This is a genomic window from Microbacterium sp. HMH0099, assembly GCF_049384025.1.
GTDB lineage: Bacteria > Actinomycetota > Actinomycetes > Actinomycetales > Microbacteriaceae > Microbacterium.
In genome coordinates this window covers 80591-101907 of sequence record NZ_JBMRJR010000001.1, presented here as the reverse complement: position 1 = coordinate 101907, position 21317 = coordinate 80591, and the positions used below count along the sequence as shown (strand labels likewise).

The following is a 21317-nucleotide window of genomic DNA, read 5'->3' as shown; positions in this document are numbered from 1 at the left end:
GATCCGGTTAGTATGTACCGGTGTGCTCGCGCCGTGAGGCGTCGATCACCTGGAGACGTCGCATAGTCAGGCCTAGTGCACCACCCTGCTAAGGTGGAGTCCCCTCACGGGGACCGAGGGTTCAAATCCCTCCGTCTCCGCCACGAGAATCCCCGAGAGATCGGGGGTTTCGTCGTATCCGGGCGGCATCCGTGCGATGGCCCCGCGCGCCCGCCACGCGATTGTCCTCCGGTCGCCCCCCGCTGTGAAGCCCCTACGTGCCGCCGGTCGAACGCTCCGACCCTGGCCCCTCGTCGCACCAGCGGCGAGGAACCGGAGGAGCAGACATGGGAGTCAAGACAGCGGTCACCGCCGGAGCGGTCGGCGCCGCAGCGGGCCTGGCCGCCACAGCGCTGATACGCAAGAAGTCCGGGTCGGACTCCGTCGGCGACGGCCGCCATCCCGAGGGGTGGAAGGCCGTGACCATCCTCGGCGACGCGGACGACTTCACGTCGGGCGGGTACCCGGCGCCCCTGCAGCGCTTGGCGGATGAGCTCGAGATCCGGATCGCCCCGGCCCCCGGCGACAAGGGCTTCGAGGTCCACGCGCGCCGGCGGACGGATGCCTCGGGCAAGAGCGACGACGACGCCGACGCCGAGCTGCGCACGGCCCTCCGCGACGCCAAGCAGCTGTTCGAGACCGGGGAGATCCTCCTGGCCCGACCGCGGCCGCACGGCCACCGGCCCATGACCCTCCCGGGTCTCGCGGTCGACAAGGCCGAGGACAAGGCGAAGGGCGAGGGTGTGCTGTGAGGGCTCTGTGCTGGACCGGCGTCAACAAGCTCGAGGTCGAGAACGTCGACGACCCCGAGATCCTTAACGCGCAGGACATCATCGTCCGCGTCCGTCTCACGACCACGTGCGGCTCCGACCTGCACCTCCTCGGCGGGTACGTGCCCACGATGCGCGCCGGCGACGTGCTCGGCCACGAGTTCCTCGGCGAGGTCGTCGAGGTCGGCTCGGCCGTCGAGAAGCACCGCGTCGGCGACCGGGTCGTCGTGTGCTCGTTCATCAGCTGCGGCCGCTGCTGGTACTGCCGCAACGAGCTGTACTCCCTCTGCGACAACGGCAACCCCAACGCCGGCATCCCGGAGATGCTCTGGGGGCAGGCGCCGGGCGGCTGCTACGGCTACTCGCACGCGCTCGGCGGATGGGCGGGCAGTCACGCCGAGTACATCCGGGTGCCCTACGCCGACCAGGGCGCGTTCACCGTGCCGGAGGGGGTGAGCGACGAACGGGCGCTGTTCGCCTCGGACGCCGCGCCGACCGGATGGATGGGGGCCGACCTCGGCGGGGTGAAGCCCGGCGACACGGTCGCGGTGTGGGGCGCGGGCGGGGTCGGCCAGATGGCCGCGCGGGCGTCGCTGCTCCTCGGTGCGGAGCGGGTCATCGTCATCGACCGGTTCCCGGAGCGACTGGCGCAGGCCTCGGACGTCATCGGCGCGGAGACCATGAACTACGAGACGAGCGAGGTCCTGGCCGAGCTGCGCGAGGCGACGGGCGGGCGCGGCCCCGACGTGTGCATCGAGGCCGTCGGCATGGAGGCGCACTCCGACCGGCTCGACTTCGGGTACGACCAGCTGAAGCAGCAGCTCCGTCTGCAGACCGACCGGCCCACCGCGGTCCGCGAGGCCATCTTCGCCGCGCGCAAGGGCGGCAACGTGTTCGTGCTCGGCGTCTTCGGGGGAGTGGTCGACAAGTTCCCCCTCGGCCCCCTGATGAACAAGGGCCTGACGCTCCGCTCGGCGCAGCAGCACGGGCACCGGTACATCCCGATGCTGCTCGAACGGATGGCGCAGGGCGAGCTCGTCACCGAGCATCTGGCCACCCACGTCATGCCGCTCGACGAGGCTCCGGCCGGCTACGCGATGTTCAAGGAGAAGACCGACGGCTGCGTCCGCGCGGTCTTCCGTCCCTGAGCTCCGCCGTCGCGCGGAAGGAGGTCGCCCCGCACCCGTCACCTCATCGGCATCCCGATCAGACAACGCGTAACCGGAAGGAAAGAACATGAAAGCTGTCGTCTACGACGGACCCCGTTCGATCAGCGTCAAGGATGTGCCCGACGCCCGGATAGAGCGCCCCACCGACGTCCTCGTCCGCATCACCACGACCAACATCTGCGGGTCCGACCTGCACATGTACGAGGGGCGCACCGACTTCGAGACCGGCCGGTGGTTCGGTCACGAGAACCTGGGCCAGGTGATCGAGGTCGGCGACGGCGTCGACAAGGTCACGGTCGGCGACTGGGTGGTGATCCCCTTCAACGTCGCCTGCGGCCACTGCAAGAACTGCGAACGCGGTCTGACGAACTACTGTCTGACGGCGCAGCCGAACCCGTCCTGGGCGGGCGCCGCCTACGGCTTCGCCGACATGGGTCCCTGGGCCGGGGGCCAGGCCGAGCTGCTCCGGGTCCCGTGGGGGGACTTCAACTGCCTTCGCCTGGGCGAGGACGCCGAGAAGAAGCAGACGGACTACGTCATGCTGGCGGACATCTTCCCCACCGGCTACCACGCGACGGAGATGGCGAACGTGAAGCCGGGAGATCAGACCGTCATCTACGGCGCCGGCCCGGTCGGGGCGATGGCGGCGTACTCGGCCATCATCAAGGGCGCGAGCAAGGTGATGGTCGTGGACCGGCATCCCGACCGCCTGCGGCTGATCGAGGAGATCGGGGCGATCCCGATCGACGACTCGGCCGTGGACCCGGTCGAGGCGGTGATGGAGATGACGATGGGCCTCGGCGCTGACAACGGGTGCGAGTGCGTCGGCTACCAGGCGCACGACCCCGCGGGCGACGAGGACCCGAACCTGACCCTGAACCGCCTGGTGAAGTCCGTGCGCTTCACCGGCGAGATCGGCGTGGTGGGCGTGTTCGTCCCGCAGGACCCCGGCGGCCCGGACGAGCTCGCGAAGCAGGGCAAGGTCGCGTTCGACTTCGGCGAGTTCTGGTTCCGCGGGCAGAAGCTCGGCAGCGGCCAGTGCCCGGTGAAGAAGTACAACCGGCCCCTGCGCGACCTCATCGCCGCCGGCAAGGCGACGCCGTCGTGGATCGTCAGCCACGAGCTGGGCCTCGACGGCGCGGTCGACGCGTACGAGCACTTCGACAAGCGCGACGAGGGGTGGACGAAGGTCGTACTGCACCCGGAGTCCGCCGCGTCCTCGTAGAGAGGGGGAGGACGATCGGCCGGCGCGATGACCGCGTCGGCCGATCGTCGCGTTGATAACGTTATCGCTCGCTGTTGTTTTGATAATGTTATCGACGTGCGCACCGCCCTCACGAACCCGTTCAGTCCCGGCTCCGACACCGTCCCCGACGTGTGGGCCGGACGCACCGAGCACCTCGGCGACTGGCGCGACGTCGTCCGTCCCCGCCGCCTCGCGGGCCTGCCGGAACGCGGGCGGACCATCCTCGGCGAGCCGGGTCTCGGCAAGTCGGCGCTGGTGCGGCGCATCGCCGCCGAGGCGTCGCGCGCGGGCGACTGGGTGACGCCGCAGCTGCGCATCCCCGCCGGGTCGGACCCGCTCAAGCTGGTCGCGCGCGCGGTCCTCGATCTGGCCGGGCAGGCCGGACTGCCCGCCGCCCGGGAGAGTCGTATCGCGACGGCACTGGCCCGCGTGGAGGCGGTCGCGGTGTCGGGACTCTCGCTGACCCTGCGAGGCGCGGAGGGTGCCGAGCCCTTCTCCGCGCTCACCGACCTGCTGGTGGAGGTGGGGCGCGCCGCGCTCGAGGACGGACGGGTTGTCGCCCTCATCCACGTCGACGAGGTCCAGAACATCACCAACGACAAGGCGCTGTCGCAGCTGCTCATCGCACTGGGGGACGCCCTCACGTACGAGACGGAGGTGGCCGTCCCCGGCGGAGCGCGGGTGCGGCGGTCGCTGCCCCTCGCGGTCTACCTGACGGGGCTGCCGGACTTCGAGGACATGGCGGGCACGCGGAAAGGGGCCACCTTCGCGCGACGGTTCAAGACGTCGACGCTCTCCGCGATCGACGTCGACGCCCTGTCCGAGGCGCTGCAGGAGTTCGTGCTCCGCGGATGGGAGGTGGCGGGCGAGGACGGCCCCGGCCGGGTGTGGATGGAGCCGGAGGCGGCGGCGCTGATCGCCGAGGTGTGCCGCGGCGAGCCGTTCCTGTTCCAGCTGGCGGGGGAGCAGGCCTGGTACGCCGGTTCCTCCTCGACGGTCACCGAGGACGACGTCCGGCGCGGCTGGCGCAACGCGGAGCGCGAGGCGACGGCGCACGTCGAGCGCGTGCTGGAGAGGCTGCCGGGGCGCGAACGGCAGCTGCTGGAGGTGATGGCCGGTCTGCCCGCGGGCGACCGCTCGCTCACGCGCATCGCGGAGGGCATGGGCTTCACCCGCGTCTCCGAGGCCGGGCCGACGGCGCAGCGGCTCGACACCGTCCGCGGCATCATCGACCGCGGGCGGCCGTACACGTTCCGGCATCGCGCCGTCGAGGCGTACCTGACCTCCGACTGGCCGCGGCTCTGACGCCGCCGCCGGTCGACGGGGGTCGGAGCGTGCCGGGCGGTGTCGCCACGCGCAACCCCGTCGCTCGCGGCATCCCTCCCGCCCCTATCCTCGGAAGAGCCTCGCGGAGCATCCGCGGCGCACCCCGGGGGAGGAACACGCATGTCGGTCGGACTGCTCGCCGTCGTCGATGACATCCTGAGCGCTGCGCTCAAGGCCAGTGCCAAGACCGCGGGCGTCGTGATCGACGACGCCGCCGTCACCCCGCAGTACGTGCAGGGCATCACCCCCGCGCGCGAGCTGCCGGTCGTGTGGAAGATCGCGCTCGGCAGCATCATCAACAAGTACGTCGTCATCATCCCGATCGCGCTGCTGCTCAGCGCCTTCGCCCCCGGGGTCCTGCCGTACCTGCTCATCGTCGGCGGCGGATTCCTCTGCTTCGAGGGCGCGGAGAAGGTGCTCGAATGGTTCGGCGTGCACCACGGCGCCCACGACGACGACGGTCCCCGCGACGAGAAGAAGCTCGTGTTCGGCGCCGTGCGCACCGACCTCATCCTCAGCACGGAGATCATGCTGATCGCCCTGGCCAGCCTGGACCCGGACTTCGGGATCGGGATGACACTGGGCGCGCTCCTCGTCATCGGCCTGGCTATGACGGTCGTCGTCTACGGCGCGGTGGCCCTGCTCGTGAAGATCGACGACATCGGCCTGCGGCTGATGAAGAGCCACGCGCGCGGCGTCCGGCGCTTCGGTGCCCGCGTCGTGGCATCCATGCCCGCCGTGTTCCGCGTCATCAGCGTCGTCGGCACCGTCGCGATGCTGTGGGTCGGCGGCCACCTCGTGCTGCAGAACCTCGCCGAGACGCTCTGGGCGGGGCCGTGGGACCTCGTCCACCACGTCACGCACGCGATCGAGGCGGCCGGGCCCGTCGTCGAGTGGATCGTCGAGACCGCGCTGTCGGCCGTGTTCGGCCTCGCCCTCGGTCTGCTGATCGTGGTCGTGGTGACCGGCGTCACGCGTCTGGTGAAGCGGGACGCCCCGGTCGCGCACTGAGCGTCGGCGCAGGGCGGTCGCGCCCGGTCAGGCGTCGGCGCGGAGGGCCTCGCGTCCGGTCAGGCGTCGGCGCGGAGGGCCTCGCCTGCCGCCACCGCGCGGACGATGCCGTCGACGAGGGCGGGCCAGAACTCGGCGGTGAGGTAATGCCCCAGGTCGGGGTGCACCTGCAGCTCCGCCCGCGGGAGCGCCTCGGCCATGTCGACTGCGGAGCTCCAGTGCAGCACGTCGTCGTCGCGGCCGTGGAAGACGAACGCCGGCACCGTGACGCTGCGCAACGCCTCGAGGCGTTCCGGGGCGCGCAGCAGCGCCGCCCACTGCCGGGAAAAGCCCTCCGGGGCGTAGCCGCGGTCGAACGCCTCGCCCGCCGCCCAGGCGTTCCACTCGACGTCGAGCGGGTAGCGGTGCCCCGCCGTGGAGGCGGCGAACGCGGCCGCCCCGGCGACGACCTCCGCGCGGGAGAAGCGCTGCGGTGCGACCCGCAGCTCCGGGCGTTCGCCGTGCAGGATGTAGCGCGGGTCCCGGCCGGGGATCGTCGACAGCAGACCCAGGCTGCGCACCCGCGCGGGGTGGTCGATCGCCACCATCTGCGCCATCATCCCGCCCATCGAGTGGCCGACGAGGTGGGCGGACTCGAGACCGAGGGCGTCCAGGACGCGCACCACGTCGTCGCCCATGTCGCCGAGGCCGTACCCGCCGTCGATGTCGTCCTCGCCGCCGAAGCGCGCGGACAGTCCGACGTCGCGATTGTCCATGCGGATGACCCGGATGCCGCGTGCCACCAGCATCGCGACGAGGTCGACGTGCCAGCTGATCAGCTGCGCGCCGCCGCCCGAGAGCAGGACGACCGGCGGCGCGGACGGGTCGCCCGTGGACTCGTAGTGGATCGTGGGGGCGGAGGTGAGTGGCATCCAGGGTCCTTCGAGCTCGGGTGCGAGAGACGTTAGCGGGGTCCGGCGGTGGGCGGAATGGACGCTCACCCCATCGTTCGCGGGAGCGGCATGGGCGGGGACTCCGCGCCGCACAGGCGGGCGGACAGTGCGGCGGCGAGGGCGCGCGCGGCGTCGCGCAGGTCGTCCAGGCGGGGGCGGACGTCCTCGCTGGCGCCGACGATGCACGCCGCGGCGGCGACGAGTCCGGACGAATCCCGCACGGGCGCGGAGACCGAGGTGATGGCGAACTCGTCCGGCGACTCCATCACGAGCACGCCGTCCGCCCGTGCCTGGGCGGCGCGGCGGACGAACCGCTCGTACTCGAGGGCGCCGTGGCGGCGGGGGAAGAGCGCGGCCAGCTGCTCCGGGGCGAAATCGCCGGCGAGGGTCGGGCCGCCGTCGGACCCGACGAGCGGGTGGGGGCGTCCGAGCCACGGGGTCATGAGCAGTCCCTCGCCGAGCGGCTCGATGTGCTCCACGAGCGTGAAGCTGCGCATGCCGCGGAGGGTCGTCACGAAGACGCAGGTGCCGAGCCGGGCCGCCGTGTCGGGGACGACGGTCGCGCTCGCCTCCTCCAGCAGCGGGATCATCGCGGCGCGGTGCCAGCCGTGGACGCCCGCGTCGAGGTGCAGGGCGTCCGTCTCGGTGTCGCGGTGCACCATCCCCGTGCGCAGCAGGCCGTCGACGAGCCGCCGGACGCGGTCGGGACGGATGCCGCTCGCCGTCGCGAGCGCGGGGATCGTCGTCGCTCCCGCGGCCAGGCGCTCCAGGAGCCGCAGCGCGGCCTCGACCGTGCGCGGCGCGGGCGCGTGGATCGGTGCGGCGGGTGAGGGCGGCGCGGCCGGCGCGGGCCGTGCGGGCGGCGCGGCCGGGGCGGGCGCGTCGGGAGGCGTCGCCGCCGGGAGAGGATCGGCGGGCGGCGCGGCGAGCGTCTTCTCGAACGCCCGGCGGGCCTCGAGGAGCACGCGGCGGATGCGCGTCCGCGCGCGCACCGCCCGGTAGACGGGGAGGCACACGGCGAGGACGGCGACGCACCGTCCGTCCGGGGCGGACAGCGCCACCGCGATCTCGACCGCGCGGCCGGCCTGCGCCTCGACGACCTCCGCCTCGTCGCCCCGGGCGGCGCGCACGACGGCGCGACGGTCGTCCTCCACGAGGTCGCCGACGCCGGCCGGGACGTGCAGGGTCCATCCCGAGCCGACGCTCGCCACGACGCGGGCGCCGGTGCGCTCGGGGGCGGCGAGGAGGACGGTCTCGCTCGTGTCCTGGGCGATCCGATGCAGCTCGAAGTGCGTGACGGCGGCGAGCGGCGCGGCGGCGCGGCCGGATAGGGCGATCGCGCGCGGTCCGAGGCGGAAGGTGCCGTACCCGTCGCCGCGCGCGAGGGCGCCCGCGGCGACCAGGTCGGCGCACAGCCGGGACGCCGTGCTCGGGCCGGATCCGGCCGCGGCGGCGATCGACGCCAGCGTCAGGGGGGCGGTGGGGTACGGCCGCGCGGCGACGGCGCGCAGCGCGGCGACGGCCTGCTCGACGCGCGCACCCACGTGCCCTCCCACAAGTGCAATCCGACGGGGGGAGGATTGCACTTCTCGCCGACCGTAACACCTCCGACCTGCGCGATTCGAATAATGGCTTCCGTCCGCCGGCAACCCGCCCGGCCCGGGAAGAGGGACCCATGGAAGAGTTCGATGTCGCCGTCGTCGGCCTCGGCGCGCTGGGCAGCGCCGCCGCCTACCACCTCGCGCGTGTCGGCATCCGGACCGTCGCCTTCGAGCAGTTCGAGCTCGGGCACGTCCGCGGCGCCTCGCACGACACGTCCCGCATCGTCCGCACGTCGTACGGCTCGCCGGAGTACGTGCGGTTCGCGCAGGCCGCCTACCGCGAGTGGGCGGCGCTCGAGGCCGACACCGGCGAGCACCTGCTGACCGTGACCGGCGGCGTCGTGTTCATCCCCGACGCCGGCCCCTACGACGCGGACGACTTCGCGCGCAGCCTGACCGAGAACGGCGTGCCGTACGAGCTGCTCGCCCCCGACGAGGTGCGCGCCCGCTGGCCGCAGTTCGACGTTCCCGCCGGCGTGACGACGGTCTACACGCCGGACTCGGGGATCGCCCACGCCGCCCGCACCGTCGCCACGCTGCAGATGCACGCGCGGATGCGGGGCGCGGTGCTGCGGGACCGGACGCGCGTGGACGCCCTGGTCCCCGTCGACGGCGGGGTCGTCGTGGCGACCTCGGCCGGCGACGTGCGCGCTCTCCGTGTCGTCGTGGCCGCGGACGCCTGGACGTCCGCGCTGCTGGAGCCGCTCGGCATCCATATCCCCCTCGAGGTGATGCAGGAGCAGGTCAGCTATTTCGCCCCCGCCGCGCCCGCGGACTACGCCCCCGAGCGCTTCCCGGTGTGGATCTGGGAGGACGAGCAGAACTTCTACGGCTTCCCCACGTACGGCGAGCCGACGATCAAGGCGGCGCGCGACGTCTCCGAGAACCGCATGTCCCCGGACGAGCGCACCTTCGTCCCCTCGCCGGAGCGGGTGGCCGAGCTGTCGGCGTTCCTGTCCGCGCGGATTCCGGGCAGCGGCGCCCTCCTGCGCACCGTCACCTGCCAGTACGCGCTGACCCCCGGGCGCCGCTTCGTCCTCGGCGCCCTCCGCGAGCACCCCGACATCATCGTGGGCCTCGGGGCGGGGCACGCCTTCAAGTTCACCCCGGCCTTCGGGCTCGGTCTGGCCGAGCTCGCGATCGGCGAGGGCACCACGGACGACCTCACGGCGTTCGCGGTGGACGCGACCGCCGCCCCGGCGCTGCGAGCATCGTGACGAGCCGGCTGTCCGGCGCCGCGACCACGGACGGAGCACGCGGATGAGACACGCCCCCGACTACGCGATGGACGACCGGGATGCCGTGCGCGCCCTCGTCCGCGAGAACCCCTGGGCCACGCTGGTCAGTCATGTCCCGGGCCGGGGCCTCGTGGCATCCCACTATCCGGTCCTCGTCGAGGACGACGCCGACGGTCTCTCGCTCGTGAGCCACGTGGGCCGGCCGGATGAGGCGCTGCACGAGCTCGGACGGCACAAGGCGATGATCATCGTGTCCGGGCCGAGCGGGTACATCTCGCCGAGCTGGTACGACGTGTCGCCGGCCGTGCCGACGTGGAACTTCGTCGTCGCGCACCTGCACGGAACCCCCGAGATCCTCGGCGACGACGAGAACCTCGCGGTGCTCGATCGGCTGGTGACGCACTTCGAGGCGCCGCTGCCGAACCCCTTCCTGATGCACCGCAGCCTCGAGAACACCGCCTACGCCGAGCGGATCGTGCACGGCACGGTCGGCTTCCGGCTCCGCGTGACGCGGTTCGAGGCGAAGCAGAAGCTCAGCCAGGACAAGCCGGACGAGGTGGTCGACCGCGTGATCGCGGCGCTGCGCGCGCCCGGACCGTACGAGAACCCGGCGCTGGCCGACCGGATGGATGCCGTCCGTCGCGCCCCGGCCGACCCGGCGGCATCCCTCCCTCCGGCCCCGGCCGACCGGGCGGATGCCGGCGACGACAGAGAGGAACGACGATGACGGGATTCGTGGGCGTGGACGCCATGGTCCGATGGGTGGCGACGCACGGGGCCGAGCGGCTGATGACCGACATGGTCGCCTACCTCGAGGTGGACTACCGGCGCTGGCCGGCGTTCGACAAGGTCGAGCGGATGGCCAGCCACACGCCGTTCGGGGTGATCGAGCTCATGCCGATCAGCGACCCCGACACGTACGCGTTCAAGTACGTGAACGGGCACCCGTTCAACCCGGGGCGCGGGTACCAGACGGTGACCGCCTTCGGCGTGCTCGCCGACGTGCACAACGGCTATCCCGTGTTCCTGTCCGAGATGACGCTGCTGACCGCGCTGCGCACCGCCGCCACCTCCGCGATGGTCGCCCGGGCGCTCGCGCGGCCCGACTCCCGCGTGATGGCGATGATCGGCGCGGGCAGTCAGGCGGAGTTCCAGGCCCTCGCGTTCCGCGGCGTCCTCGGGATCGACCGGCTGCGCGTCTTCGACGTGGACCCGGCCGCGACGGCGAAGCTCGTCCGCAACCTCGTCCCCCTGGGCTTCGACGTCGTCGTGTGCGACTCCGCCGCCGAGGCCGCCCGCGGGGCCGACGTGGTGACCACGTGCACCGCGGACAAGATGGCCGCGACGGTGCTGGCGGACGCGCACGTGGCATCCGGGATGCACATCAACGCCATCGGCGGCGACTGCCCGGGCAAGACCGAGCTGGACCCCGCGATCCTGTCGCGCGGGCCGGTGTTCGTCGAGTACACGCCGCAGACCCGCATCGAGGGGGAGATCCAGCGGGTCGCGCCGGACTTCCCGGTGACGGAGTTCTGGGAGGTGCTCACGGGCCGTCTGCCCGGCCGTACGTCGTCCGACCAGGTGACGGTGTTCGACTCGGTCGGCTTCGCGCTCGAGGACTTCTCGGCGCTGCGATTCCTCCGCGACAGCGTCGCGGGCACCGATCTCGCCCAGGAGATCGACCTCGTGGCCGCCCCCGACGATCCGAAGGACCTCTTCGGGATGGTCGGCGCCCCGGTGCCCGTCGCATGAGCGGCCTCACGCTGCGCGGGGGACGGCCGTACGGCGGCGGCGCGCCCGTGGACGTCGTCATCCGCGACGGGTTCATCGCCGCGATCGCGCCGGCCGGCACGCAGGCCGCGGAGGGCGAGCTCGTCGACCTCGACGGGCGCTTCGTCGGCCCGGGACTGTGGGACGCGCACGTGCACTTCACGCAGTGGGTCATCACGAGCCGTCGCGTCGACGTCAGCGGGACTAACAGCCCGGAGGAGGCGGTGGATGCCGTGCGCCGGGCGATCGCCGCGGGGGCGCCGCGGACGGACGGCGTCGTCGTCGGGTACGGCTACCGCGACGGGCTGTGGTCCACGCCGACCTCGCTCCGCGCGCTCGACGAGGCGTTCCCGGACGACCCCGTCGTCCTCGTCAGCGGCGACCTGCACGCGGGGTGGATGAACACGCGCGGCGCCGAGCGGTTCGGCCTGCGGCCCGATGCGAGCGGCGTGGTGTCGGAGTCCGACTGGATCGGCTCCCTGCAGCGCTTCCAGAAGGCGGCATCCATTCCCCTGGAGGCATACACGGACGTGGCGGACGCCGCGGCCCGGCGGGGGATCGTCGGCATCGTCGACTACGAGAACGTGCCGAACTTCCGCGAGTGGCCCGAGCGGGTCGCCGCGGGCGTGCGCGCGCTGCGGGTCGACGCGTCGGTGTGGCCCGACCGGCTCGAGGAGGCCATCGCCGCGGGTCTGCGGACGGGCTCTCCGCTCGACCCGGACGGGCTCGTGACGATGGGGCGGCTCAAGGTCGTCGTGGACGGCTCGCTCAACACGCGCACGGCGTGGTGCTGGGACCCGTACCCGAGCGCCGACGGGCACGCCGAGCACGGCTGCGGCGTGCAGAGCGTCCCCGTCGACGAGCTGCGCCGACTGCTGATCCGCGCGAAGGAGGGCGGCATCCTTCCGGCCGTCCACGCGATCGGAGACCGCGCCAACACCGAGGTCATCGAGGTGTTCGAGGAGCTCGGGATGCCGGGGATCATCGAGCACGCGCAGCTCGTGCGCGACGAGGACTTCCGCCGCTTCGCGCCCGCCGGGCTCATCGCCAGCGTGCAGCCCGAGCACGCGATGGACGACCGGGACATCGCCGACCTGCACTGGGCGGGGCGCACCGCGCGCGCGTTCGCCTTCGGCTCCCTGCACCGCTCGGGCGCCGCGCTGCGGCTGGGCTCGGACGCGCCCGTCGCCCCGCTGGACCCGTGGCACGCCATCGCGGCGGCGACCGCGCGCAGTCGCGGGGACCGGGAGGCGTGGCATCCCGAGCAGCGGCTCCCGCTCGACGTCGCGCTGGCGGCGAGCAGTCGGGGGCGGCTGGCCGTGGGGGAGGCGGCGGACGTCGTCGTCCTGGACCGCGACCCGCACGCCTGCGACCGGGACGCCCTGCGCGGCATGCCGGTCGCGGCCACGCTGCTCGGCGGGCGGTTCACGCACCGCGCGCTGTGAGCCCCGCGGCCCCTTGGGCGGCAGTGAACGCTCTCGCGCGGGGGAAACGCCGTGGCACGGCGTTTCCACCCGCGCGGAGCGTTTACTGACGGCAGGTCAGACGTCGAGCACGAGGGTGGAGCCGGGCGCCGCGCGCGAGACGCACGTGTAGATCACGCGCGAGTCCTCGTCCGTCGTCAGCGAGTCGCGGTGCTCCACGGCGCCGTCCAGGACGGGCACGGCGCACGAGCCGCACACCCCGCGCAGGCACGACCCCTCCACGGGCACTCCGGCGCCCTGCAGCGTCTCCCGCAGCGACCGCTCGGCCGGCACCTCCACCGTCACGCCGGAGCGGGCGGCCGTGGCGGTGAACGCCGCGGTCGGCCCGAACGCGCGCCGGCGCGGCTCGAAACGCTCCAGATGGATGCCGGACCCTTCCGGCAGCGTCGGAGCGAGGGCGAGCAGCGCGTCGGTAAAGGCCGCGGGTCCGCACGCGTAGACGCCGGTGCCCGGGGCGATCCCGGCGAGGACGGCGGCGAGGTCGAGCCGTCCGTCCTCCCCGCTGACGTGCACTCGTGCCCGGTCGCCGAGGGCGGCGATCTCGTCGGCGAAGGCCACGTCCGCCCGCGTCCTCGCCGCGACGATCATGCGCCAGTCGCCCCCCGTGGATGCCAGGTGTCGCGCCATCGCCAGGATCGGGGTCACGCCGATCCCGGCCGCGAGGAGCAGGTGGGCCGGGGCGTCGCCGAGGGCGAAGAGGTTGCGGGGCGGCCGGACCCACACGGTGCTCCCCGTCCGGAGGAAGGTGTGGATGTAGTGCGAGCCGCCGCGGGAGAGCTGCTCGCGGCGGACGGCGATGCGGTACGACGTCGTGTCGGCGGGGTCGCCGCACAGCGAGTACTGCCGCTCGTGGCGGGTGATCAGCTGGAGGTCGACGTGGGCGCCGGGCTGCCACGCGGGCAGCGGCGAGCCGTCGGGATGCGCGAGGCGGATGCTGAGGATGTCGGGCGTCTCCCGCGTGATCTCGCGGACGACGAGGGGCAGGAGTCCGGTGCGGGTGCGCACTCAGTACAGCGCCCGGTACGCGCCGGACATCGCCTCGTCGATGACGTCGCCGACCTCCGGGTCCCACCCGGAGGTGCTCGCCCAGATCTGCCCGGACGTCGGCACCTGCGTCGCGAGGTCCTGCATCTCGGCATCCCACAGCCCGCCGCGCAGCAGCGCCCGCCCGCAGTGGAGATACACCTGCTCGATGCGGAGGACGATGGCCAGGTCGGGCACGGTGTGGTCCTGCTCGAGCGCGCGCAGCAGGGTCGGGTCGTCGGTGACGATCGCGGTGCCGTTGATGCGCAGCGTCTCGGTCATCCCGGGCACGAAGCACAGCAGCGCGGCGTGGCCGTTGTCGACGATGTTGCGCATCGAGTCGGCGATCTTGTTCCCGAGCCGGTCGGGGATCACGACGGTGCGGTCGTCGATCGCCCGCACGAAGCCGGGGTAGTCGCCGCGCGGCGAGCAGTCGCACGTGCCGTTGCGGTCCGCGGTGGCCAGCGTGGCGAAGGGGGAGTGGGCGAGGAAGCGCAGGCAGTTCTCGTCGAGGTGATCGGTGATCTTCTGCAGGGACGGCCCCTCGGGCTCGCCCAGCACGCCGCGGATCTCCTCGATCCCGAGCGCGCGGAAACCGGTGGAGAGCATGGCCTCCACGCTATCCCGGCCCTCCGGTCCGCGCTTCGTCGTCCCGGCACAGGATCACGGGTGCGATCTGTGCTCCGCGCACAGGTGCTCCTCGCGCGCGCAGCGACGAGGGGGCGCGGGATGCCGCCGGCTCAGCGTCCCGCGCCGAGGAGGCGGACGCGGCAGGCGAGCTCGACGGCGAACCGCGTGTCGGGGTCGTCGAGGTCGACGTCGAGCTGCTCCCGGACCCGGCGGATGCGGTAGCCCACCGCGTTCGGGTGCAGGTTCAGCTCGCGTCCGGCCTGCGCGAGCGAGTTGCGGTTGCCGAGGTACGACAACAGCGTCCGCACGGCCGTCGTCGAGCGCTCGGGGCCCAGCGCGTCGAGCGGATGCAGGATGTCGTCGAGCAGGTTGCGGCTCACCGGCGAGGCGTAGAAGTCCAGCAGCAGGCGGCGGAGGCCCGTCACGTCGGTCAGCTCGATGGCATCCAGTCGTCCCGCCGCGATCGCCGAGTCGGCCGCGACCCGGGCCTCGGCGGCGGACTGGCGGAGACCGGCCGCCCCCGTCTGCGGCGTGCCGAGGCCGACGGTGTAGGTCCAGTCGTCGCCGGCGATGCGCCGCGCCTGCGCCTGGATCTGCGTGACGACGTCGCGGAGGCGGCGCTGATGGTCGCCGGCGCCGTGGTCCTCGCTGCTGACGAGGATGACGTCGTCCTGCAGGAACGCGATGTGCCAGAGCTCCGGGCGGTCCTCGATGAGCTGCAGCGTGTGCAGTTCGAGCGCGGCCTCGACGAAGCGCGGGGCGCGCAGGCCCGGGTCGGAGCGGTGCTGCGGGCGGAGCCAGGCCACCGCGTGCGACAGCTGCAGCGGCAGGCCGAGGCGCGCGGCCGGGGCGACGAAGCCGTCCACGCGACCGGACTCGGCGAGGATCAGCTCGACGATGAGGTCCGCACGGGACTGGTTGGGTGCGAAGCGGTCCTGCAGCTGCCGCTGCATCGCCCGCGAGACCAGCGAGGCCACGACCGGCAGGGCGACGGTCGCGGCGGGGTCGCCGGTCTCGGCGACGAGCCGGCCGATCGGGACCTCGCCCACGAACACCGCGTCCGCATCGGTCCACGAGGTGGCGAGGTCCTCCTGCAGGCCCACGCGGATGCCGAGGGCGGTACCGGCCGCGTCGAGGATGGCCGCGACGGCGTCGCCCGCCCCGGCCGCGGCGGCCTCGGTCGCCTTCTCGACCGCGAAGGCCGCGCGGGTCATCGACTCCGCGGCCCCGCCGCTGATGACCCGGTCGATCGTGACCGCCAGGTCGGGGGCGCGCGCGGAGAGCGAGACGAGCACCGGCACCCCGCCGCGGAGAGCGAGGGCCGCGGCGGTCTCGGTCGGGGCGAACCCCGCGGGCATGACGATGCCGGCGAGTCCGCGCGCGCTGGCCTGCCGGACGGCGACGTCCACGAGATAGGGGGCGGGCGGCTCGTCGCCGGCCACGACGGCCAGCGTGCCCGCGGGCAGCGACGGCAGCTCGGCCAGGCTGGTCACGTCCACGCGCTCGATCGTCGTGCCGCCGGTGGGACCCGCGGCGAGCGCGACGCCGAGGCGCTCGGCCTGCGCGAGGAGGTCGGTGGTGGTGAGTTGTGCCACGCGCACAATGTACGCCGATTCCCTGTCGCGCGGGCACATTGTCGCTCGCTGACGGGGTGCTTAGGGTCGTGTCATGGCATCCCCGTCCCTCACCTCGTCGCCCTCGGCGCGCACGGCCGCGCACGTCACGGCGGACGACATCGCGGCCCTCGCCGCCGGCGCCGCCATCTTCGGCACGGGCGGCGGCGGGGCCGTCTACACGTCGCAGCAGATCACCGAGCGGGCGATCCGCGAGCACGGCCCGGTCCGGCTGCTGTCGCTGGACGACCTGGGTCCCGACGACGCCGTCATCATGATGAGCGGGATCGGCGCCCCGACGGTGGGCATCGAGATGCTCGCCTCGACGGACCAGGTCGAGACGCTGCTGCGCGAGGCCGAGCGCGTCGCCGGACGCCGGATCACCGCGATCATGCCCGCGGAGATCGGCGGCAGCAACGGCGTCTCGCCCGCCGGGTGGGCCGCCCGCCTGGGCGTCGCCCTGCTGGACGCCGACGGCATGGGCCGCGCGTTCCCCGAGGCGACCATGATCTCCACGAACGTCGCGGGGGTCCCGTGCGCGTTCGCCGTGCTGAGCGACGTCGTCGGCAACGTCGTCACGCTCCGCACGGTCGACCTCGGCTGGCTGGAGCGCCACGCTCGCGCGGTCACCGTCGCCGCCGGCGGCATCTGCCTCGGCGCCCACTACCTGCTCACCGCGGAGACCGCCCGCGGCGCGGTCATCCCGGGCACCGTCAGCACGGCCATCCGGGTCGGGCGGGCCCTCCTCGAGGCCTCGGACCCCGTCCCCGCCATCGCGGCCGAGCTCGACGCGGACGTCCTCATCTCGGGCAAGGTCGTCGACGTCTCCCGGCGCACCGAGGGCGGCTTCGTCCGCGGGTCGATCACGATCGCCGGGATCGGCGACGACCGCGGGCGCCTCCAGCGGGTCGAGCTGCGCAACGAGAACCTCGTCGTCCTCGAGGACGGGGAGGTCCTGGCGACCGTGCCCGACCTCATCACGGTCGTCGACCTCGAGACGGGGCACGCTATCTCGACCGAGATGCTCCGCTACGGCCAGCGCGTCTCGGTCCTGGCCTGGGCGTGCGACCCCCTGTGGCGCACCGAGCGCGGCCTCGAGCTCGCCGGCCCGCGCGCCTTCGGCTACGACCTGCCCTACGTCCCCTTCGAGCGGAAGGACGCGCGATGAGCGCCGTTCGCGACCTGTCCATCGGCGTCGACGTCGGCGGCACGAACACCGATGCGGTCGTCGTGGATGCCACCGGCTCCGTCATAGCGTGGACGAAGCAGCCCACGACGGAGGACGTCATCGGCGGCATCCGGGCCGGGATCGGCGCCGTCCTCGACCAGCTGGGCGAGGACCGCGACCGGGTGTCGCGCGTCATGCTCGGGACGACGCACGCGACCAACGCCATCGTGGCCCGGCGCGGGCTGGACCGGGTCGCACTCGTGCGCCTGGGCGCCCCGGCCGCGACCGAGTGGCCGCCGCTGACCGGCTGGCCTGCGGACCTGTCGGAGCGCGTCCTGGCCGGAGCGGCGATGCTGGGCGGCGGCCACATGGTCGACGGCACCCCCATCTCGCCGCTGGACCGCGACGGCATCCGGCGCTTCCTCGACGGACTCGGCGGCGCGTTCGACAGCGTCGCCGTGTGCGGCATCTTCAGCCCCTCCTCGCCCGAGCAGGAGCGCGAGGTCGAGCAGCTCGTCCACGATCACCTCGGCACCGCGACCCCCGTCTTCCTCAGTCAGGAGATCGGCCCGGACGGCCTGCTGGAGCGCGAGAACGCGACCGTGCTGAACGCGGCGCTGCGCGGGGTGGCATCCGATGTCACCCGCGCCCTCGTGGATGTCGTCGCCGAGAAGGGGCTCGATGTCGCCACCTTCTTCGCGCAGAACGACGGCACCCTCATGTCGCTCGACTACGCCGTGCGGTACCCCGTGCTCACCATCGGGTCGGGCCCCGCGAACTCCATCCGCGGGGCGGCCTTCCTGTCCGGTGCCGCGAACGCGATCGTCGTCGACGTCGGCGGCACGACGAGCGACCTCGGCGTCCTCGTCGACGGCTTCCCCCGCGAGTCCACGCTCCCGCGCGACATCGGCGGGGTGCGGACCAACTTCCGGATGCCGGACATCCTGAGCCTCGGGATCGGCGGCGGCACCGTCATCGACCCGCGCACCGGGGCGGTCGGCCCGCGGTCGGTCGGCTACCGCATCGCACAGGAGGCCCTCCTGTTCGGCGGGTCGACCCCGACGCTCACCGACGCCGCGGCCGCGGCCGGGTACGGCATCGCCGGTCGGTCCCTGCCCCCGCTCACCGCCGGTCGGCGCGACGCGCTCGCCGCGGGGCTCGCCCGGGCGCACGAGCGGATCGAGGAGGCGGTGGAGCGGCTCTCGCTCGGCCGCGTCGACCTGCCGCTCGTCGTCGTCGGCGGCGGGGCGATGCTCGTCCCCGACGACCTGCCGGGGGCCGGCCCCGTCCTGCGGCCGGACCGCGCGGAGGTGGCCAACGCCGTCGGCGCGGCCATCTCGCTCGCGGGCGGCCGCGCGGACCAGATCTCCGACGCCGAGGACCGCGACGCCGCGATCGCGGCCGCGTCCGAGGCGGCGATCGCCAAGGCCATCCAGGCGGGCGCGGACCCCCTCGCCGTCGAGATCGTCGACGTCCTCGAGACGTCGCTGTCGTACACCGCGCGTCCCACCATCAAGGTCTCCGTCAAGGCGGCGGGGCCCCTGAGTCACCTGGCAGCGCCCCTCCCGGCGCGGTGACACCCGCACCACACCCGAAGCACCACCCGCAGCACCGCACCACCGGCATCACCACGCTTCACCCGAGAAAAGGAGCAAGGCAATGAAACGCAGCAGCATCGTCCCGGCCGCGGCCGGGGCCACCCTCCTCGCGCTGACACTGGCGTCCTGCGCGGGATCCGACGGCGGCGGCGGCGACGCCTCCGGCGAGTACGTCTCCGGCGGCACCTTCGTCAAGGCGATCAGCGACGACCCGGGCGACCTCGACCCAATGAAGGCCGTGTCGCCCGACACCTTCGACGTCGTCACGATCGCCTACGAGTCGCTCATCTACGTCACCCCCGACGGGGAGTACGAGCCCTGGCTCGCCGAGAGCTGGACCGACGAGGGGACGTCGGCCACCTTCACGCTCAAGGACGGGATCACCTGCGCCGACGGCTCGGAGTTCACCGGCCAGACGGTCGCTGACAACCTCAACTACAACGCCGACCCCGCCAACGCGACCTTCTCGTACGGCACGGTCATCACCGAGGCGGTCTCCGCGACCGCCGAGGGGAACGTGGTCACCGTGACCAGCACGGTCAACGACCCGTTCCTCTCCACGAACCTCGGCTCGATCATGATGGTCTGCGACGCGGGCCTCGCCGACACCCCGTCGCTGTCGGACGCCACGAACGGCACCGGCATGTTCCAGCTCAGCGAGGCGCGCGCCGGCGACGCCTACGTCTTCACCAAGCGCGACGGGTACACGTGGGGCCCGTACGACGTCACGAGCGACACCGAGGGCCTGCCCGACACGATCGAGGCGCGCATCGTGTCGGATCAGAGCACGGTCACCAACCTGCTGCTGTCGGGCGAGCTGAACTCCGGCGTCGTCACCGGCCCGGACCAGGACCGCCTCGAAGGCGCCGGCCTGGAGTACGCGGGCGTGCGCAACCCCGTCGGCCAGATCCTCTTCAACGAGAAGGAGGGCCGCCCGTTCTCCGACCCGCTCGTGCGCGAGGCGCTGTCCATCGCGATCGACCGCGACGAGGTCGGCCCCGTCATCGCCGGCGCGACGGGCCTGCCGTCGTCCGGGCTCGTGATGAAGACGCCCCTGCTCTGCGTGCAGGACCCGCCCGGATGGACCCTCCCGGACACCGACGTCGACCGCGCCGCCGAGCTGCTGGACGAGGCCGGGTGGACCCTGAACTCCGACGGCATCCGCGAGAAGGACGGCCGGCCGCTCGAGGTGAAGTTCATCTACGACGCGCCCACCGCCTCGCACGCCCCGGCCGCCGAGCTGGTGAAGGAGACGTGGGACGAGCTCGGTGTCGTCACCGAGCTGTCGGCCAACGACGCCGCCGCCTGGTCGGACCAGCTCTACACGAGCTTCGACTGGGACACCGGCTGGGTGCAGATCGCGCCGGGCAGCCCCGTCGTGCTCGACCTGTTCTTCGGCGGGGCCACCCCCGACCAGGGCGGTCTGAACTTCATGTTCGTCGACAACCCCGAGTACAACGCCCTCGCCACCGAGGCCAAGACCGCCGCGCCCGACGAGGCGTGCGGGCTGTGGCAGCAGGCCGAGCGGGAGCTCATCGACCGCTTCGACACGTTCCCGGTGATCGACAACATCCTGCCGAACTACCAGTCCGGCGCCGTGTTCGAGCAGCCGAACTTCCTCAACCCCACCTCGATCCGGATGCTGGGCTGACATGACCGCGACCCCTCCGCCCGCCACCGCCGACCTGGCCGGTGCTCCGACCGCAGCCCTCGCGGTGCGGGCGGAGGGGCGCGGCCGCGGCCCGTCCCTGTCGCCCCGGACCGCGTTCCTCCTCCGCCGGCTCGGGCGCCTGCTCGTCTCGCTGGCCGTGGTGGTCGTGGCATCCTTCTTCCTCATCCACCTCGTCCCGGGCGACCCGGTGCGGGCGGCGCTCGGCATCCAGGCCTCGCCCGAGCTCGTCGCCGCGACACGGGCCGAGCTGGGGCTGGACCAGCCCCTGCCCGTCCAGTTCTTCGACTACATCGCCGGCCTGCTGCGCGGCGACTTCGGCGACTCGATCCGCACCGGCCGCCCCGTGTCCGAGACGATCGCGCAGCGCTTCCCGGCCACGGTGACGCTCGGCGTCGTCAGCTTCCTCGTCGCCCTCCTCGCCGCGGTCCCGCTCGGCATCGGCGCCGCCGTCGCGCTCCAGCGCCCCGGACGCCGCGTCGCGGACGCCGCGATCTCCGGCATCCTCGGCATGCTCATCGCCGTGCCCGGCTTCCTGCTCGCGGTGGGGCTCATCGCCCTCTTCGCCGTGCAGCTGCAGTGGCTGCCCGCGGCGGGGTGGGGGGACCCGAGGGATGCCGTCCTCCCCGTGCTCGCCTTGGCGCTCGGCCCCATGGCCTATCTGGCCCGCATCGTGCAAGTCGAGATGTCGGGGGTCCTCGGGGCCACCTACATGACGACCGCCCGCGCGAAGCGCCTGCCCGGGCGCCTCATCTACCTGCGGCACGCGCTGCCCAACATCATCACGGCCTCGCTGACCGTCAGCGGCCTGCTGCTCAGCGGCATGGTCGCCGGCACCGTGCTCATCGAGACGGTGTTCGCCATCCCCGGGATGGGCGGGGTGATGGTGCCGGCCGTCGGCGCCAAGGACTACCCCATCGTCCAGGGGCTCGTCGTCGTCTACGCGCTCATCATCCTCGGCGTGAACCTCATCGTCGACCTCATCCTCGTGACCGTCGACCCGCGGTCCTCGATCACGGAGGGCTGAGCC

The 21317-nt window shown here is 73.1% G+C and carries 18 protein-coding genes and 1 tRNA gene; 14 read left to right on the top strand and 5 right to left on the bottom strand.

Annotated features, from left to right (window positions below; translation table 11 throughout):
• Positions 1–51 precede the first annotated feature (51 nt).
• The 6 genes from ACO03V_RS00395 (at position 52) to ACO03V_RS00370 (ending at position 5561) form a co-directional block, all read left to right on the top strand.
• Positions 52–143: transfer RNA gene (locus tag ACO03V_RS00395), tRNA-Ser, on the top strand.
• Positions 144–326: 183 nt separating this feature from the next.
• Positions 327–791, top strand: coding sequence for a hypothetical protein (locus tag ACO03V_RS00390; protein ID WP_367732905.1), 465 nt, complete (start codon positions 327–329; stop codon positions 789–791).
• Positions 788–1957: a zinc-dependent alcohol dehydrogenase gene (locus ACO03V_RS00385; protein ID WP_423136180.1), complete on the top strand. Its 1170-nt coding sequence runs from the start codon at positions 788–790 to the stop codon at positions 1955–1957. Before ACO03V_RS00390 ends, ACO03V_RS00385 begins: the two co-directional genes overlap by 4 nt.
• 88 nt (positions 1958–2045) lie before the next feature.
• On the top strand, positions 2046–3203 hold the full coding sequence (locus ACO03V_RS00380) for a glutathione-independent formaldehyde dehydrogenase (RefSeq protein WP_423136179.1): 1158 nt from the start codon (positions 2046–2048) through the stop codon (positions 3201–3203).
• 96 nt (positions 3204–3299) lie between these two features.
• A complete protein-coding gene (locus ACO03V_RS00375) occupies positions 3300–4529 on the top strand; it encodes an ATP-binding protein (protein WP_423136178.1) in 1230 nt (409 codons plus the stop codon).
• 141 nt (positions 4530–4670) lie between these two features.
• Positions 4671–5561, top strand: a complete 891-nt coding sequence (locus tag ACO03V_RS00370; protein WP_367732913.1) for a DUF808 domain-containing protein — start codon at positions 4671–4673, stop codon at positions 5559–5561.
• Positions 5562–5620: 59 nt separating this feature from the next.
• Here the strand turns inward: ACO03V_RS00370 and ACO03V_RS00365 are convergent, their stop codons facing one another.
• Both ACO03V_RS00365 and ACO03V_RS00360 read right to left on the bottom strand, forming a co-directional pair.
• Complete coding sequence (locus tag ACO03V_RS00365; RefSeq protein ID WP_423136177.1) at positions 5621–6472, bottom strand: alpha/beta fold hydrolase; 852 nt, start codon at positions 6470–6472, stop codon at positions 5621–5623.
• A 65-nt stretch (positions 6473–6537) separates the two neighbouring features.
• A complete protein-coding gene (locus tag ACO03V_RS00360; protein ID WP_423136176.1) occupies positions 6538–8037 on the bottom strand; it encodes a helix-turn-helix domain-containing protein in 1500 nt (499 codons plus the stop codon).
• A gap of 131 nt (positions 8038–8168) precedes the next feature.
• Here ACO03V_RS00360 and solA point away from each other — a divergent pair, with 131 nt between their 5' ends.
• The 4 genes from solA to ACO03V_RS00340 are packed head-to-tail and all read left to right on the top strand — an operon-like array spanning position 8169 to position 12547.
• Positions 8169–9311 (top strand): N-methyl-L-tryptophan oxidase, encoded by a 1143-nt coding sequence (gene solA / locus ACO03V_RS00355; RefSeq protein ID WP_423136175.1) that lies wholly within the window; start codon positions 8169–8171, stop codon positions 9309–9311.
• A gap of 43 nt (positions 9312–9354) precedes the next feature.
• Positions 9355–10059, top strand: a complete 705-nt coding sequence (locus ACO03V_RS00350) for an FMN-binding negative transcriptional regulator (RefSeq protein WP_423136174.1) — start codon at positions 9355–9357, stop codon at positions 10057–10059.
• Positions 10056–11084: an ornithine cyclodeaminase gene (locus ACO03V_RS00345; protein ID WP_423136173.1), complete on the top strand. Its 1029-nt coding sequence runs from the start codon at positions 10056–10058 to the stop codon at positions 11082–11084. The genes ACO03V_RS00350 and ACO03V_RS00345 overlap by 4 nt, the downstream gene beginning before the upstream one ends.
• Positions 11081–12547 carry an amidohydrolase gene (locus ACO03V_RS00340; protein ID WP_423136172.1) on the top strand — a complete coding sequence of 489 codons (1467 nt, stop codon included), beginning with the start codon at positions 11081–11083 and terminating at the stop codon, positions 12545–12547. The genes ACO03V_RS00345 and ACO03V_RS00340 overlap by 4 nt, the downstream gene beginning before the upstream one ends.
• A 96-nt stretch (positions 12548–12643) precedes the next feature.
• On the opposite strand, the gene ACO03V_RS00335 is transcribed toward ACO03V_RS00340, so the two are convergent.
• From ACO03V_RS00335 to ACO03V_RS00325, 3 genes are all read right to left on the bottom strand, one after another.
• Positions 12644–13591: a PDR/VanB family oxidoreductase gene (locus ACO03V_RS00335; protein ID WP_423136171.1), complete on the bottom strand. Its 948-nt coding sequence runs from the start codon at positions 13589–13591 to the stop codon at positions 12644–12646.
• Complete coding sequence (locus ACO03V_RS00330; protein ID WP_423136170.1) at positions 13592–14218, bottom strand: MSMEG_1061 family FMN-dependent PPOX-type flavoprotein; 627 nt, start codon at positions 14216–14218, stop codon at positions 13592–13594.
• 131 nt (positions 14219–14349) lie between these two features.
• Positions 14350–15834, bottom strand: a complete 1485-nt coding sequence (locus ACO03V_RS00325) for a PucR family transcriptional regulator (RefSeq protein ID WP_423136169.1) — start codon at positions 15832–15834, stop codon at positions 14350–14352.
• Between the two features lie 73 nt (positions 15835–15907).
• Here ACO03V_RS00325 and ACO03V_RS00320 point away from each other — a divergent pair, with 73 nt between their 5' ends.
• From ACO03V_RS00320 to ACO03V_RS00305, 4 genes are all read left to right on the top strand, one after another.
• Complete coding sequence (locus ACO03V_RS00320; protein ID WP_423136168.1) at positions 15908–17020, top strand: DUF917 domain-containing protein; 1113 nt, start codon at positions 15908–15910, stop codon at positions 17018–17020.
• A complete protein-coding gene (locus ACO03V_RS00315) occupies positions 17017–18597 on the top strand; it encodes a hydantoinase/oxoprolinase N-terminal domain-containing protein (protein ID WP_387052799.1) in 1581 nt (526 codons plus the stop codon). Before ACO03V_RS00320 ends, ACO03V_RS00315 begins: the two co-directional genes overlap by 4 nt.
• Before the next feature lie 82 nt (positions 18598–18679).
• Positions 18680–20269 carry an ABC transporter substrate-binding protein gene (locus tag ACO03V_RS00310; RefSeq protein WP_423136167.1) on the top strand — a complete coding sequence of 530 codons (1590 nt, stop codon included), beginning with the start codon at positions 18680–18682 and terminating at the stop codon, positions 20267–20269.
• 1 nt (position 20270) lies between these two features.
• Positions 20271–21314, top strand: a complete 1044-nt coding sequence (locus ACO03V_RS00305) for an ABC transporter permease (protein WP_387052795.1) — start codon at positions 20271–20273, stop codon at positions 21312–21314.
• The last annotated feature ends 3 nt before the right edge of the window (positions 21315–21317 follow it).